The organism is Ochrobactrum sp. Marseille-Q0166 (assembly GCF_014397025.1).
Lineage (GTDB): Bacteria > Pseudomonadota > Alphaproteobacteria > Rhizobiales > Rhizobiaceae > Brucella.
This window is the reverse complement of sequence record NZ_JACJUO010000001.1, coordinates 2,282,903-2,297,805: the sequence shown is the minus strand read 5'-3', so window position 1 is coordinate 2,297,805 and position 14,903 is coordinate 2,282,903. Positions and strand designations below refer to the sequence as shown.

The following is a 14,903-nucleotide window of genomic DNA, read 5'->3' as shown; positions in this document are numbered from 1 at the left end:
ATGAATGATCGTCCATGGGGACAGCCGACCGCACTCGGGTCGCGCATTCCCATGACTTCGCTGATCCAGACGCTTGCCGTCGCCGAGTATCTGAACTTCCGCCACGCCGCCAATGCGCTCGGCGTGGCGCAATCCAGCGTCAGCGCCCGCGTGAAGGCGCTGGAGGAAGACCTTGGCATCCTCCTGTTCGAGCGCCATGCGCGTGGCGTTCGGTTGACCGACGCCGGACGCCACTTTGTCGAGCGGCTAGCGGCCGGCGTCGATCAAATCGACCATGCGGTGAAGACCGCAGGCATGGCGGCCATGGGCGAATGTGGCCGCTTGCGCATCGGCATCCATGCCCTAATCCCCGGTAGCTTCCTCGCCGATCTGATTGGGCGGTATCGGGAAGACAATCCCGGCATCGAGGTCGAGATTGCGGAGGGCACAGCCCGCGATACGATTATGCAGCTTCGCGCCGACATGTTGGACATAGTATTCGTGGCGGGCACACCCGAACTTCCCGACTGCCATACGCGCCCAGTTTGTACTGAAACGCTGATGGCTGTGCTGCCGGATAGGCATCGCCTCGCTGGACAGCCAGCAATCACTTGGACCGATCTGGTCGGAGAGACGTTCCTTGTCCGGCATGGCGGCACCGGCTCGCAAGCGCATGACCACATCGTTCTGCGCCTCGCCGGAAGCTGGCCCGCGCCGTCGATTCTGCGTTTTGACGTAGGGCGCGGCACCCTGTTGTCCTTGGTCGGACAGGGCTTCGGCATCACCATCGTCGGCGCGGCTACGGCGTTGCTGCCAACGTCCGGCGTCGTCTTTCTGCCGTTCGCCGACGAGCCGGAGCCAATCACGTTCTCGGCCGTCTGGTCGCCGTCCAACCGCAGCGCCGCACTTCGCAACCTGCTCACGCTCGCAAGCAATATGGGGCGTCCTCCCGCTTCATCCCCGCAGCAATGACAATACAAGGTCGACCCATGTGTAGATTAGCGATCCGCTGGCGGCTTCCTTCGACCGTGGGGTGCCGCCAGCACGACAATGCAAATACGGCACGCTACAGGCTGTCTATCCGCCTCCCATGGTTCGCTATTTCCGAGGCTTCCAATCGCCCGGAATCCCATGCTGAACCAAGGAGGATTCCATGTGCGCAGAGCGCCGCCGCGCCCGCAAAGGGCGACCACGACAGTCGACCCTCGAACCACTTCCCGACGATCTTTTCGACTACGTCGACGATCCCACACCGGACGGCCGGACGCGAGCCATCGACACGCCACTACTCGGTCCGGATGGACAGAGGATGCGCGTCACCGACGATTGGCCCGAAGACGTTCCTGTCACCGAAGCCGAGATTGACGTGTTCGAGCGTTGGTTCGGCGATCTGTTCGACGAATTTTTCGGGCCATGCCGATGATTTGAGAAGGAGGCTTCTGCCGTGACCGCACCCCAATTCTTGAACGGGGTGCGCGCCGCCCTCTATCTTCGTGTTTCGACCGCCCGGCAGGCAGAGCATGATATTTCCATTCCCGACCAGAAGCGGCAGGGTGAAGCCTATTGCGAGCAACGCGGCTATCAACTCGTTGAGACTTATGTGGAGCCGGGTGCAACCGCCACCAACGACAAGCGCCCCGAGTTTCAACGCATGATCGAGGCGGGCACGTCCAAGCCCGCACCGTTCGATATCGTCGTGGTACATAGCTTCTCGCGTTTCTTCCGCGATCATTTCGAGATGGAGTTCTACGTTCGCAAGCTGGCGAAGAACGGCGTCAAGCTCGTGTCCATCACGCAGGAAATGGGCGACGATCCCATGCACCAGATGATGCGGCAGATCATGGCGCTGTTCGACGAGTATCAATCGAAAGAGAACGCCAAGCACGTCCTGCGCGCCATGAACGAGAACGCCCGGCAAGGTTTCTGGAACGGCGCACGGCCGCCCATCGGCTACCGCATCGTCGCAGCCGAGCAGCGGGGATCGAAGATCAAAAAGAAACTGGAGATCGACCCGTTGCACGCCGACACCGTGCGGCTGATCTATCGCCTGTTCCTTGAAGGCGACGGCACGTCCGGCGCGATGGGCGTCAAGGCCATCGCCACCTATCTCAACGAGCGCCGTTTCTTCACCCGTGACGGCGGGCGCTGGGGGCTGGCGCAAATCCACGCCATTCTAACCCGCACCACCTATATCGGAGAGCACAGGTTCAACACGCGCTCGCACAAGGACCGGGAGAAGAAGCCGGAAAGCGAGGTCGCCATCATGGCGGTGCCGCCCTTAATCGAGCGCGAGATATTCGATGCGGTGCAAGCCCGCCTCAAATCCCGCAATCCCATGGTGACGCCCGCGCGCGTGTCGAGTGGTCCCACGCTCCTGACCGGCATCTGCTTCTGCGCCAAATGCGGGGGTGCGATGACGCTTCGCACCGGCCGGGGCAGCGCTGGGCAGACATACCGCTATTACACCTGCTCGACCAAGGCACGGCAGGGCAAGACCGGCTGCAAGGGCCGCACGATCCCGATGGACAAGCTGGACCATCTGGTCGCTGATCATATCGGGGATCGCCTGCTCCAGCCCAAGCGGCTGGAAACCATACTCGCCAGCGTCATCGACCGCAGGCAGGAGCGCACCGAGCGCCGCCGAGAGCATCTAGCCGAGCTTCACAGGCGAATCACGGAAACCGACCAGCGGCTTGGCCGGCTCTTTGACGCCATCGAAGCCGGCATAGTGGACAAGGACGATGCCATGGCGAAAGAGCGCATGGCGAGCCTCAAGGCATTGCGGGATCAAGCCGCCGCCGACGCCGAGCGCACACAGCTCGCGCTCGACAGTTCAGGCAATCAGGGCATCAGCCCCGACATGCTCAAGACCTTCGCCAGCACGGCCCGCCAGCGCATCCGACTGGAAAATGGCGGCTACCGCCGCGACCACCTGCGTGCTTTGGCGCAGCGTGTCGAGGTCGCCGACGACGAGGTTCGCATCATGGGATCGAAGTCGGAATTGCTGCGAACGCTGGTCGCCGCTTCAAGCGGGAAACCGGCGGCGTTCGGCGTTAAGAGTTCTGTACTGAAATGGCGCACCCGAAAGGATTCGAACCTCTGACCCCCAGATTCGTAGTCTGGTGCTCTATCCAGCTGAGCTACGGGTGCTTGCCTGTGCCGCGTCTGCTGCGGCGATGGGCGGTTGATAATCGGACAGATTGCTAAATGCAAGCTTCTTCTTAGAAAAAAATGAAGTTCTGTGAAGTTTTCTTGTCAAAGCCCGGAATTCCGGGCTTTTTCTCTGTGTACTCGAGCGTGGAAAACTAACTCATGACGGGAAATGCCCAGCCTTCACCCGTCCAAACATAGTCTCGGGCAGGAATCACATGCTGCAACATTCTGATTTCACGCACATTTTTTGGCAGTACTCTAAAAATCAGGCACCTTCATCCTGTGATTGGCTGCTTCTTCTGTCGTTCCAGTTTGGAAGGTCGGGTAGACGGATTTCAAAATGTGCACCAATCGGACGGTCCTCACGCAATTCGATCGTGCCACCATGTGCACGGATCAGTTCCTGCGCGATCGCAAGGCCAAGGCCAGTGCCATCGCTGCGTGTCGAACCCTTGAAAGCAGTAAAGAGATTGTCGCGTGCTTTCTGTGGCAGGCCTGGGCCGGTGTCCTCCACGCCGATAATAGTCGTGGTTCCGATTCTGCCCGCAGAAAGGGTAAGGCGCTTTACCGTGGAAACATCACTGCGCTTGTCGCGTTCCATCGCCTGCACCGAATTTCGGCATAGGTTATGGAGCACACGAAACAGTTGCTCGGAATCGACATTGAGTTCGAAATCCCCGGGGATGAGATTTTCAAACTGGATACCGCTCTCCTTGTTGAGATTGAGCGTTTCCTGCACATCAAGAATGACGGTAGAAAGCTGTACTCGCCGCGGCTTGGGTGGTGGCTCCTGCGAGCGTCCATAGGCCATCACGCTCTCTGAATAATTGATCGCGCGGCTCAGCGTGTGAATGAGTTTTGGTGCAAACCGTTTGACTGCCGGATCATCAGTGTCTGCAAGTCTGTCCGACATAAGCTGAGCTGATGCCAGAATATTACGCATGTCATGATTAATCTTGGAAACAGCGAGACCCAAATCAGCAAGATGCTTCTGTTCTTTGAGGGTGCGTTGCAGGTCGCTTTGAATATGGGCAATTTGCCGTTGAGCAATGCCGAATTCGTCTTTTCGGTTTTCCGGGACAAGAATTTTGGTTGGGTTATCTGGTGCTGAGGCGAAGTCGATCATGTTGCGATGCATAAGGCGGACGGGCCTGAGCAGCATTTCATGAATAATAAGATAGATGAGACTCGCGGCAATTATTGAAATCAGCAACGAGATCAAGGCCACATTGATTGCGTAACTGAGCATTGCGTGACGCAAGGGGGCGTCAGACGTAACAATTTCGATAATCTGCCCCGATGGGTCGTTGGGTGGAACTGAACCGTAAATCCGTAAGGTTCTGTTGCCGCCATTAAAAAGCGTGCCAAACGCGTCCCATATGGCTGCTGCTTCGCTGATATTATTAAGATCAATGACCTGATCGATGGTTCCAGGCATCTCACTCATCGCAAGCAGATTGGAGGCACCAGCCTCTCGCAGGGCGATTGCCTTGGTGCCGGTCGCCAGCAATACCTTATCCTGTACCTCGCGTGGAATATCGATATTGCCGCTGGCAACAAGCACGTCACTGACGGCCGCCACCGTATCGAGACGTGAATTCATCCAGCGAACGCGCATATTGGCGATGGATGGCACGAAGATAAGAACTTCGGCAATCAATACGGCGAGGGCGGTGAGAATAAGCAACTTGCTGGATAGCCGGTTTCGCCAGTGCAGCCGGGTAAACTGTGTCGCCGATTTTTTATCGTCCTGCGGCTGAGACATAGCAGACGGGCCCGTGATCGCATCCGCGACGACGTCACCTCTGGCAATGGTCTTTTCAACAGCCGTCATACGTTAAATCCAAGGGGGAGGTTTCATGATTGCCAAGCAACCTAGTCCTGCCCAGTCCGCTCATCACAATGCGTTTGGTCCAAATGTTGCAATCTATATAAGGTGACGCAAGATAATTCCAACTGGCTTTATTCGATTGAATTAAACCTGTTGCGGCCTATTGCTCGTGAGTATTACCGAAATTTAACTCGACGCGCGGAATCTCAGTATGCACTATCACATGTGGGAAAATCCGTGATGCCGTGCATTCTGCATAAGAATGCAACCTATTGGCGCGATCATCATTTAGATATTCTTTGCGGGTATTAAGCTGCCAGCATGAACGTAAATATTTGAATCAGATGCCTTTCGAACCACTCGATAGCGCTCTGCCGGAGAGTTGAATGAAGTCCTGGAAGCAGATTTCTTTGTGCCTGCTTATTATCATTGCCGCCATTGGCGGCTGGTATTTTTATAAGAACAAAGATTCTTCAACGCTGACTGCTTCAGACAGTGCTCCCACGCAGCAAGGGCATGGTGGCTCGGGTGCTCGTCCAGCTCCCCTTGTCGTTGTTGAACCGGCCGGTGAGGAAACCATCAACAACCGCCTGACTGCTATTGGTTCGGCACGCGCATTGAGCACGGTTTCGGTTACACCTTATTCCAGTGGCTATATGAATGAGCTGCTTGTCAAGGCGGGCGATACGATCAAGTCAGGCGATCCGATTGCAATTCTCGACAACGAAACAGAGACGATTGCTGTCAGTAAAGCGCAGATTGCGCTCAAAGATGCCGAAGCCGCCCGTCAGCGTATCGCGCGTCTGCGTTCTACCAATACGGCAACAGTCGTGCAGGAAGTGGAAGCCGATCTCGCACTGGCAAATGCAAAGCTGGCCCTTGAAGATGCGCAGCTGGCACTAAGTCGTCGCACCGTACGCGCACCGATTTCCGGCGTTGTGGGTATTCTTCCGGTCAATGCAGGCAATTACGTCACTGCGCAGACGTCCATTGCACGCATTGATGATCGTTCGAAAGTGCTGATTGATATCTGGGTGCCGGAACGTTTTGCGCCGCAGATCAAGGTTGGACAGCCGCTGAGCGCAGAGTCGACAGCTTTTCCCGGCGTGAGTTATGAGGGGACCATCAGCGCAGTGGATAACATGCTTGATGAGGCAAGCCGCACGCTGCATGTGCGCGCTGAAGTTAACAATGATGAGGATCGGCTACGCGCAGGCATGTCGTTTTCTGTGACGGTTCTCTTTCCCGGCGACAGTTATTCCTCGGTCGATCCACTGGCTATCCAATGGGGCTCTGATGGTTCCTATGTCTGGCGTGTAGAGGACGGCACAGCCAGGAAAGTCCCTGCACGCATCGTGCAGCGCAACGCCACCAGTATCCTGATCGATGGTGCGGTTAAAGAAGGTGATATGATCGTCACACAGGGGGTGCAAACAGTGCGTGAAAATGCGCCGGTACGTTTGCAGAATGAGCAGCAGGGTACTGCCCGCATTGATCCATCCGATAAAAGCCATGTTGCAGGGCGAGGATAAAGCGTGAGCAATCCTAAGTCTTCATCAGGCAATACTGGCGGTTCGACAGCGCTTTTCATTCGACGCCCCGTTTTTGCATTCGTCATCAATGTTCTCATTATCGTTGCGGGCCTTGCAGCCTTCACTGGCGTGGATATTCGAGAGCTGCCGGATGTTGATCGTCCGGTTGTAACGATCAGTACGGATTTTAAGGGTGCTTCGGCTGAGACGATTGACCGGCAGCTGACGCAGGTGCTGGAAAATGCGGTTGCACGCGTTTCAGGCGTGAAGTCGATTTCTTCGAATTCATCTTTTGAACGCAGCCGCGTCACTGTGGAATTCAATGACGGCGTCGATCTCAATGTGGCTGCTGCGGATATGCGCGATGCAATTTCACGCGTCGCCAACAATCTGCCGGACGAGGCCGATCCATCGCGCATCATCAAGGCTGACTCCAACGCCGATCCGGTGATGCGTCTCGCAGTGACGTCTGACACGATGGCTGTCGACGATATGACGGTGTTGGTCGAAGATCAGGTTCAGGACGTGCTTTCGGCTGTACCGGGCGTAGCCGATGTGCAGATCAACGGTGATCGCGATAAGATTTTTCGCATCGACATCAATCAGGCACGGCTCGCAAGCTATGGTCTGACGATCGCCGATATTTCGAGTGCTCTTTCGTCAATGGGACTTGATGCTCCCGCGGGTTCGTTGCGCAGCTCCGATCAGTCGATTGTTGTGCGTGCGACGGCTAATCTTGAGCGGCCCGAAGACTTTGAAAATGTCTATATCAAAGGCCGAACGCAAATTCGCGATGTCGCAACGGTCACTCTTGGGCCCGATATCGAGAGCTCCGCCGTACGCTCCAATGGCAAGACGGCTATCGGGCTTGGTATTGTGCGTCAGGCGCAATCCAACACACTCGACATCTCCGAAGGCGTTCGTGCGGCTGTCGCCAATCTTCAGAACACGTTGCCGGAAGGGGTTCGCATCACCGTGACCAGTGATGATGCGAACTTCATTAAGGGCGCTATTCATGAAGTGGAAATTGCGTTGATTGCTTCGGTGATCATCGTCGTTGTTATTATCTTCATGTTTCTGTGGGATATCCGCGCAACGCTTATCCCCGCTTTGGCCATGCCTGTGGCCCTTATTGGTACGTTTGCAGCGATCTATCTGACAGGTTTTTCGGTCAATATTCTCACACTTCTGGCGCTGGTGCTTGCCACGGGCCTCGTGGTGGACGATGCGATTGTTGTGCTCGAAAATATCGTGCGGCGACGCAATCAAGGCATGGGGCCGCGAGCGGCTGCCGTGCTTGGCACGCAAGAGGTGTTCTTCGCGGTTGTCGCAACAACGCTGACCCTTGTGGCTGTTTTCGTACCGATCTCGTTCCTGCCGGGGCAGGCGGGTGGTCTGTTCCGTGAGTTCGGTTTCGTGCTGGCGATTGCTATCCTGCTCTCATCGGTTGTGGCATTGACGCTTTGTCCTATGCTTGCATCGCGCTTTTTGAAAGAAGGCAGTGAATCGGCAGAACATGGGCATGGCCCGAAATTTCTGCAACGGATCGGCGGCGGCCTCGCGAAATTCTATCGCAAAAGCCTTCATGCCTGCCTTTCGGCACCCTATATTGTCGTGCTGCTGGCTGTGCTTTTCGCCGGTGCCTCCTATGTCGGCTACGGGATGCTGCGACAGGAGCTGACGCCGACGGAAGACCGCGCGGTTGCCCTTCTTCGTATCAATGGTCCGCAGGGAATAAGTGTTGAATTCCTTCAGTCGCAGATCGAAAAGATCGAGCAACAGCTGCAGCCTCTTCGCGACAGTGGTGAAATCCAGACCACCTATGGTATTGCCGGTTCGGGCGGCTCATCCAACAATGGCTTTATGGTGCTGACACTTGCGCCGTGGAATGAGCGCGTTCGTTCTCAGCAAGAAATCATGGCGGATATCAACGCCCGTCTGCGCAATATAACAGCGGTCCGCATTTTCTCCGCACAGCCAAACAGCCTCGGTATTCGAGGGGCAGGTAATGGTTTGCAATTTGCAATCGTTGGCAGCGATTATGCCAAGCTTGACCCAGCTGCCAATGCGGTTGTCGCAGCTCTTGAAAAAGATCCGCGTTTTGTGCAGCCGCGTCTTGCGGTCGAGCCAACGCAACCGCAGCTCTCCGTTGAGATCAACCGCGAGCGTGCATCCGATCTCGGCATCGATATTACCGGACTTGCCAATGCGGTGCAGGCTGTTCTGGATGGTCGCAAGATCGGCTCGGTTTATGTGGGCGACAGAAGTTTTGACGTGAAGCTTGTTTCAACCACCAATCCGATCAACGATCCGACTGACCTTGAAAACGTTTTCCTCAAAACGGGTGACGGCCGCTATGTACCGATGTCATCTATTGCCACCGTTGTTGAAAAGGCAGTGCCGCCGCAGTTGAACCGTGAAGAGCGTCAGCGCTCTGTTGCAATTACAACCGATCTTCGCAGCGACTTTGCACTGGGCGATGCCTATACAGCTGCAAAGGAAATCGCAGCTCCTTTGCTTCCAGCGGGCAGCTATATCATCCCGCTTGCAGAAGCTTCCACGCTCAGTGAAACGTCCAGCGGGATCGCGCTGGTCTTCGGCTTTGCAATCATCATCATCTTGCTGGTGCTTGCTGCCCAGTTTGAAAGCTTTATTAGTGCGCTGATTGTTATGGCGACGGTGCCTTTGGGCCTTGGTTGTGCGGTCTTCGCAATGATTCTCACCGGCACCAGTCTCAACGTCTATAGCCAGATCGGGCTAGTGCTGCTGGTTGGCATCATGGCCAAGAACGGTATTCTGATCGTCGAATTTGCCGATCAGCTGCGCGACAAGGGCATGAATCTCCGTCAGGCCATCGAAGAAGCGGCCAATATCCGGCTGCGCCCGGTCTGTATGACGATGATCTGTTCTGTTCTGGGTGGTGTGCCGCTGGTGCTGGCAAGTGGTGCGGGTGCGGAAGCGCGTGTGGCACTTGGCTGGGTTATCGTTGGCGGTCTTGGCCTTGCAACGATTGCCACGCTTTTTGTGACGCCGGTTGCCTATCTTCTACTTGGACGCTTCACCAAGCCAAAGGTTGAAGAAGAAGCACGGCTGGAACGTGAGCTGGTGAGGGCGGTCGCTCTGGAAGATAAGCTGAAATAAACAAAGGCCCGGAAGAAATCCCGGGCCTTTATCTTCGTGTGTTTGTTACTTCTTCATCGCGTCTGTGATCTTGGACGTCCATGCATCTTCCGGCTTCTTGGTGATAACGGGATCAGAGCCGCCACCAAGCAGAGTATCAACAGTGCGGTCGGCAGCGGCCACATCCAGCGTGCCGTCTGAACCATCGATCAGCTTGGCGATTTCCTTGACCATGCGCTCCTGAACTTCGTGCGTCTGCGCACCGGATGAATCATTTTCGAGAATGATCTCCGCAGCTTCATCAGGATGCTCTGACGCGTATTGCCAGCCCTTCATCGAAGCGCGGACAAAGCGAGCCAGCTTATCGACCATCGCCGGGTCTTCAAGGCTCTTATCAAGAACGTAGAGCCCGTCTTCAAGCGTGGCGACGCCTTGTTCTTCATAAGGGAACACGACGAGCTGATCCGCTGGAATACCGGCATCAATCACTTGCCAATATTCATTATAGGTCATGGTCGAAATGCAGTCGGCTTGCTTCTGGATCAGCGGATCGACGTTGAAACCCTGCTTCAATACAGTTACGCCGTCAGCGCCGCCCGTAGTCGGAATATTGAGATGGCTCATCCATGACAGGAACGGATATTCATTTCCGCCGAACCAGACACCCAGCGTGCGTCCTTTAAAGTCTTCTGGTTTGGTAATGCCTGTTTCTTTGCGGCAGGTCAGCATCATGCCGGATTTCTTGAAGGGCTGCGCGATGTTGACGAGCGGAACGCCCTTTTCGCGGGTGGCGAGGGCTGACGGCATCCAGTCCACCACCACATCGGCACCACCACCGGCAATGACCTGTGGCGGAGCCACGTCCGGTCCGCCCGGCTTGATCTCCACATCGAGATCTTCCTCTTCGTAAAAGCCCTTGTCCTTGGCGACATAATAACCGGCAAACTGCCCTTGCGTCACCCATTTGAGCTGCAAGGTCAGCTTGTCCGCCGCCATTGCCGAGCTGCTCATGAGCGCGAGCGCCAGTCCGGCTGTTCCAAGGCATAGAGAAATCGCCTTTTTCATTTCAGTTCTCCTCTGGTTAAGGCTCTGCCTTATTTTTGCAGATGCCAAATATTCAGGCTCATGCCCTTCTGTATGAAGGGTGCCAGAATGTCATTCTGCGCTCGATCAGCGCGATCAGCCCATAAGAGAGCGACCCCGCAAGAGCGGCTACAAAGATTTCGGCCCAGACCATATCGACATTCATACGGCCAATTTCTGCGGATATGCGAAAGCCCATGCCGACAATCGGCGTTCCGAAAAATTCCGCAACGATGGCACCGATCAAAGCGAGCGTCGAATTGATCTTGAGCGCATTGAAGATGAAGGGCATGGCCGCAGGCAGACGCAGCTTGATGAGTGTCTGCCAATAGTTGGAGCCATAACTCTGCATCAGGTCACGTTCCATCGAGCCACTGGCGGCAAGCCCGGCGACCGTATTCACAAGCATCGGGAAGAAGGTCATGATGATGACAACCGCGGCTTTCGACTGCCAGTCGAAGCCAAACCACATCACCATAATGGGCGCGACGCCGACAATGGGGAGGGCGGCAGCAAGATTGCCAAGCGGCAACAATCCTTTGCGCAAAAAAGGTATACGATCCGCAATAATCGCGGTGATGAAGCCAAGACCACATCCTGCGACATAGCCGATGATGACGGCCTTTAGAAACGTCTGCTGGAAGTCGGCCCAAAGGATTGGCACAGATGAGCTTATCCGCGCAGCGATGGCCGATGGTGCGGGTAAAAGAACCGATGGCACGTTGAAAATCCGAACCGCCACTTCCCACAGCACCAGCATGGCAATGCCAAAAAGGGCTGGCACGGCAATATCAATCAGCTTTTGCCCCTGCGCATTGCGGATTTTTACACTCGCCAGCCCCTGCACAACAAACCAGGACACGGCAACCATGACGACGATAATACCAACATTGATAATCATGATGCCGCCTTTTCCGGCTTTATACCCATACGTCTTCTGGCCATGGTTGCGGCAATACCCACCAGCCCGACAAGGATAGATGCCATGAAAGCTGCCAGCACCAGCGCCGCCCAGATTTGAACCGTCTGGCCATAATAGGAACCGGCCAGCAATCGGGCGCCAAGACCTGCCACCGCACCGGTCGGCAATTCACCGACGATAGCGCCAACAAGGCTGATCGCGACGGCAATTTGCATCGAAGTGAACAGAAACGGCATCGAAGCCGGCCAGCGTAATTTCCAGAACACCTGATTTTTCGAGGCGTTATAAGTCCGCATCAGGTCAAGATGCATCACGTCGGGCGAACGCAGACCTTTGACCATCCCCACCGCGACAGGAAAAAACGAAAGATAAGTTGAAATAACGGCCTTCGGGAAAAGCCCGGAAATGCCGATCGCATTCAGAACCACGATGATCATCGGCGCTATGGCGAGAATGGGAATGGTTTGCGAAGTGATGATCCACGGCATCAGGCTTTTATCAAGCGTTGTCGAATGCACAATGCCGACCGCCAGCAGCACGCCAAGCGCCGAGCCAAGCACGAAGCCGAGCAAGGTTGATGAGAGCGTCACCCAGCCATGATAAACAAGGCTACGTTTGGAACTGGGTTTGACGGCAAAAATTGTTTTCCAAAGCTCATTGGCCACCTGATGGGGAGCGGGCAGCACCGGCCGATCCTGCTGCATCGTGTTGGCCACAAGTGTTGAAAACGCGATTTCGGTTCCGCTACGCGCGGCCTGATCACGTTCAAAAGGCGCGTTGAGATAGACCGTAAATGCGTACCAGATCGCAATCATGACCACCAGAACGGTGGCAACCGGAAAAAACTTGTCGCGAAAAAAAGCCGTCATGACAGGCTTCCTTCAGCAGCTATGTTTGGGTCATTCGTCATGCGCGTGCCCCAGTCGAAGCCCTTCGCGCACGCGATGGGCGATTTTGACAAACGCTTCCGTTTCGCGAATTTCGAGCGTGCGATCCGGCCCCAGATCGCAGTCGATAATTTCATGAATGCGCCCCGGACGCGGACTCATCACGACGATCTTGGTGGACAGAAATACAGCTTCGGGAATGGAGTGGGTCACGAAGATCACAGTCTTCTGCGTTGCCGCCCATAGCTTGAGAAGCTGTTCGTTGAGGTGGTCACGCACGATCTCATCCAGTGCGCCGAATGGCTCATCCATCAGCAGCATGTCGGGGTCAAACGACAGCGCGCGGGCAATTGATGCCCGTTGCTGCATCCCGCCGGAAAGCTGCCATGGAAATTTCTTTCCGAAGCCAGAAAGGTTCACCAGTGCAAGGTTCTTTTCAATCCGCGTTTTGCGCTCGGCAGCGCTGTACCCCATGATTTCGAGCGGGAGACTGATATTGTCTTCAATGGTACGCCACGGAAACAGCGCTGCCGCCTGAAACACATAGCCGTAAGAACGATCAAGCCGTGCCTGTTCAGGCGTCTTGCCATTGACTGTCACAGAGCCGGATGTGGGACGTTCGAGGTCGGCTACAACACGTATCAAGGTGGTCTTCCCGCAGCCCGAAGGACCAATGAAGGAAACAAACTCGCCACGCTTGATGTCGAGATTGATGTTCGACAGCGCGTGAACCGGGCCGTCATTGGTTTCAAAGACCAAAGACAGGTCTTTAATGTCGATTACCGTCTGTGCATTGTCCTGGCCCCGCTCCGGGGCCATGTTATCGATGTTCATCACATGCATTTCCCGAAGCGAAGCTGGAGTCATTTATCAGACCCCTATCGGCATATGTTCGGCGCTGCGTTCCACCTTGCGGGGGGCGACGATTTCTTTCCACTGAGACAGCGCCTTGTTGGCGGCACCGTTGGGTTCACGCTCGACAAAGCGTCCATCTCCGGGCTGTGCTGTCACATGGCCCTGATCAAAGGCCAGACGACCGCGCGAGAATGTTTTGACGGGCAGGCCCTTCAGCTCAAAGCCTTCAAAAACATTGTAATCAATGGCTGAATGCTGCGTCTTGGCAGAGATTTTCTTGGTCGCTTCCGGGTCCCAGATGATGATGTCGGCATCAGCACCCGGCAGGATCGCACCCTTTTGCGGATAGATATTGAGGATCTTCGCAATATTGGTGGAGGTTACAGCCACAAACTCATTGGGCGTCAGACGACCTGTGCGTACACCACGTGTCCAGAGCACGGGCAGCCGTTCTTCAAGCCCGCCGGTGCCGTTTGGAATCTTGGTAAAATTGCCAATGCCATAACGTTTCTGCTCAGAGGTGAAGGCGCAATGATCGGTCGCTACGCAGTGCAGGCTTCCGGCGGCAAGCCCTGCCCATAGGCTGTCTTGATTGACCTTGTCGCGGAATGGCGGCGACATCACGCGGCGTGCAGCATAGTCCCAATCACGATTGTGATATTCGCTTTCATCAAGCGTCAAATGCTGGATGAGCGGTTCACCATAGACGCGCATCCCTTTCTGCCTTGCGCGGCGAATTGCTTCATGCGCCTGCTCGCAGGACGTGTGCACCACATAAAGTGGTACTCCGGCCTGATCGGCAATCATGATGGCGCGGTTGGTCGCTTCGCCTTCCACTTCCGGCGGACGTGAATAGGCGTGTGCCTCCGGTCCGTCATTGCCCGCAGCCAAGAGCTTGGCCTGCAATTGCGCAACAATATCACCGTTTTCCGCGTGAACCAGCGGCATGGCGCCAAGTTCGGCGCAGCGCTGGAATGATGCGAACATTTCGTCATCATTGACCATCAATGCGCCCTTATAGGCCATGAAGTGCTTGAAGGTGTTGATGCCGCGCTTCACCACTTCCGGCATTTCATTGAAGGCACGCTCGCTCCAGCCGGTGATCGCCATGTGGAACGAATAATCGGTGCGGGCCTTGCCTGCCTTCTGGAACCATTCCTGTAGCGCGTCGAGCAGATTGCCTTCCGGTCCGGGTAGAACGAAATCGACAACCATCGTCGTACCGCCTGCAAGCGCTGCGGCGGTGCCAGTGTCGAAATCGTCGGACGAATAGGTGCCCATAAAGGGCATTTGCAAATGCGTATGCGGGTCGATGCCGCCGGGCATGATGTAACAGCCCGAAGCATCGATGATTTCGTCGCCGGACAGATTATCGCCCACGGCAACAATCTTCTCGCTTACGATAAGAACGTCGGCCTTGAAGGTGCGGTCTGCCGTAATGACGGTGCCGCCTTTGATAACCTTGCTTGCCCCAGAACTAACCATGTTCGCGTTCCCCTTTTTGGTTTTGTTTCGAACATCAGGCCCTCAGCAATATTGGG

At 55.6% G+C, this 14,903-nt stretch carries 10 protein-coding genes, 1 tRNA gene and 1 pseudogene; 5 read left to right on the top strand and 7 right to left on the bottom strand.

Going from position 1 to position 14,903, the window contains the following annotated elements; genetic code table 11:
- The first annotated feature begins 51 nt into the window (after positions 1 to 51).
- The 3 genes from H5024_RS11020 to H5024_RS11010 all read left to right on the top strand — a co-directional run bounded on the left by H5024_RS11020 (position 52) and on the right by H5024_RS11010 (position 3,082).
- Positions 52 to 951 carry a LysR family transcriptional regulator gene (locus tag H5024_RS11020; protein WP_210309616.1) on the top strand — a complete coding sequence of 300 codons (900 nt, stop codon included), beginning with the start codon at positions 52 to 54 and terminating at the stop codon, positions 949 to 951.
- A 181-nt stretch (positions 952 to 1,132) separates the two neighbouring features.
- Positions 1,133 to 1,402, top strand: coding sequence for a hypothetical protein (locus tag H5024_RS11015; protein WP_187546796.1), 270 nt, complete (start codon positions 1,133 to 1,135; stop codon positions 1,400 to 1,402).
- 21 nt (positions 1,403 to 1,423) lie between these two features.
- A complete protein-coding gene (locus H5024_RS11010) occupies positions 1,424 to 3,082 on the top strand; it encodes a recombinase family protein (protein WP_348770681.1) in 1,659 nt (552 codons plus the stop codon).
- On the opposite strand, the gene H5024_RS11005 is transcribed toward H5024_RS11010, so the two are convergent.
- Positions 3,053 to 3,129 (bottom strand) — tRNA-Arg (locus H5024_RS11005). The genes H5024_RS11010 and H5024_RS11005 overlap by 30 nt on opposite strands.
- A 268-nt stretch (positions 3,130 to 3,397) precedes the next feature.
- Positions 3,398 to 4,882: pseudogene (locus H5024_RS11000) on the bottom strand (HAMP domain-containing sensor histidine kinase); the annotation flags it as partial.
- Between the two features lie 467 nt (positions 4,883 to 5,349).
- Here H5024_RS11000 and H5024_RS10995 point away from each other — a divergent pair.
- A complete protein-coding gene (locus tag H5024_RS10995; protein ID WP_187546394.1) occupies positions 5,350 to 6,495 on the top strand; it encodes an efflux RND transporter periplasmic adaptor subunit in 1,146 nt (381 codons plus the stop codon).
- A 3-nt stretch (positions 6,496 to 6,498) separates the two neighbouring features.
- Positions 6,499 to 9,636 (top strand): efflux RND transporter permease subunit, encoded by a 3,138-nt coding sequence (locus H5024_RS10990; protein ID WP_187546392.1) that lies wholly within the window; start codon positions 6,499 to 6,501, stop codon positions 9,634 to 9,636.
- Positions 9,637 to 9,681: 45 nt separating this feature from the next.
- Here H5024_RS10990 and H5024_RS10985 read toward each other — a convergent pair whose 3' ends face one another.
- The 5 genes from H5024_RS10985 to hydA are packed head-to-tail and all read right to left on the bottom strand — an operon-like array spanning position 9,682 to position 14,847.
- The gene (locus H5024_RS10985) at positions 9,682 to 10,680 is read right to left on the bottom strand and encodes an ABC transporter substrate-binding protein (RefSeq protein ID WP_187546389.1); all 999 of its coding nucleotides are present in this window, start codon (positions 10,678 to 10,680) and stop codon (positions 9,682 to 9,684) included.
- A gap of 58 nt (positions 10,681 to 10,738) precedes the next feature.
- Positions 10,739 to 11,599, bottom strand: a complete 861-nt coding sequence (locus tag H5024_RS10980) for an ABC transporter permease (protein ID WP_187546387.1) — start codon at positions 11,597 to 11,599, stop codon at positions 10,739 to 10,741.
- Positions 11,596 to 12,489, bottom strand: coding sequence for an ABC transporter permease (locus H5024_RS10975; RefSeq protein ID WP_187546385.1), 894 nt, complete (start codon positions 12,487 to 12,489; stop codon positions 11,596 to 11,598). The genes H5024_RS10980 and H5024_RS10975 overlap by 4 nt, the downstream gene beginning before the upstream one ends.
- A 30-nt stretch (positions 12,490 to 12,519) precedes the next feature.
- Positions 12,520 to 13,341: an ABC transporter ATP-binding protein gene (locus H5024_RS10970; protein WP_187546383.1), complete on the bottom strand. Its 822-nt coding sequence runs from the start codon at positions 13,339 to 13,341 to the stop codon at positions 12,520 to 12,522.
- A gap of 36 nt (positions 13,342 to 13,377) precedes the next feature.
- Positions 13,378 to 14,847 (bottom strand): dihydropyrimidinase, encoded by a 1,470-nt coding sequence (gene hydA, locus H5024_RS10965; RefSeq protein WP_187546381.1) that lies wholly within the window; start codon positions 14,845 to 14,847, stop codon positions 13,378 to 13,380.
- Positions 14,848 to 14,903 lie beyond the last annotated feature (56 nt).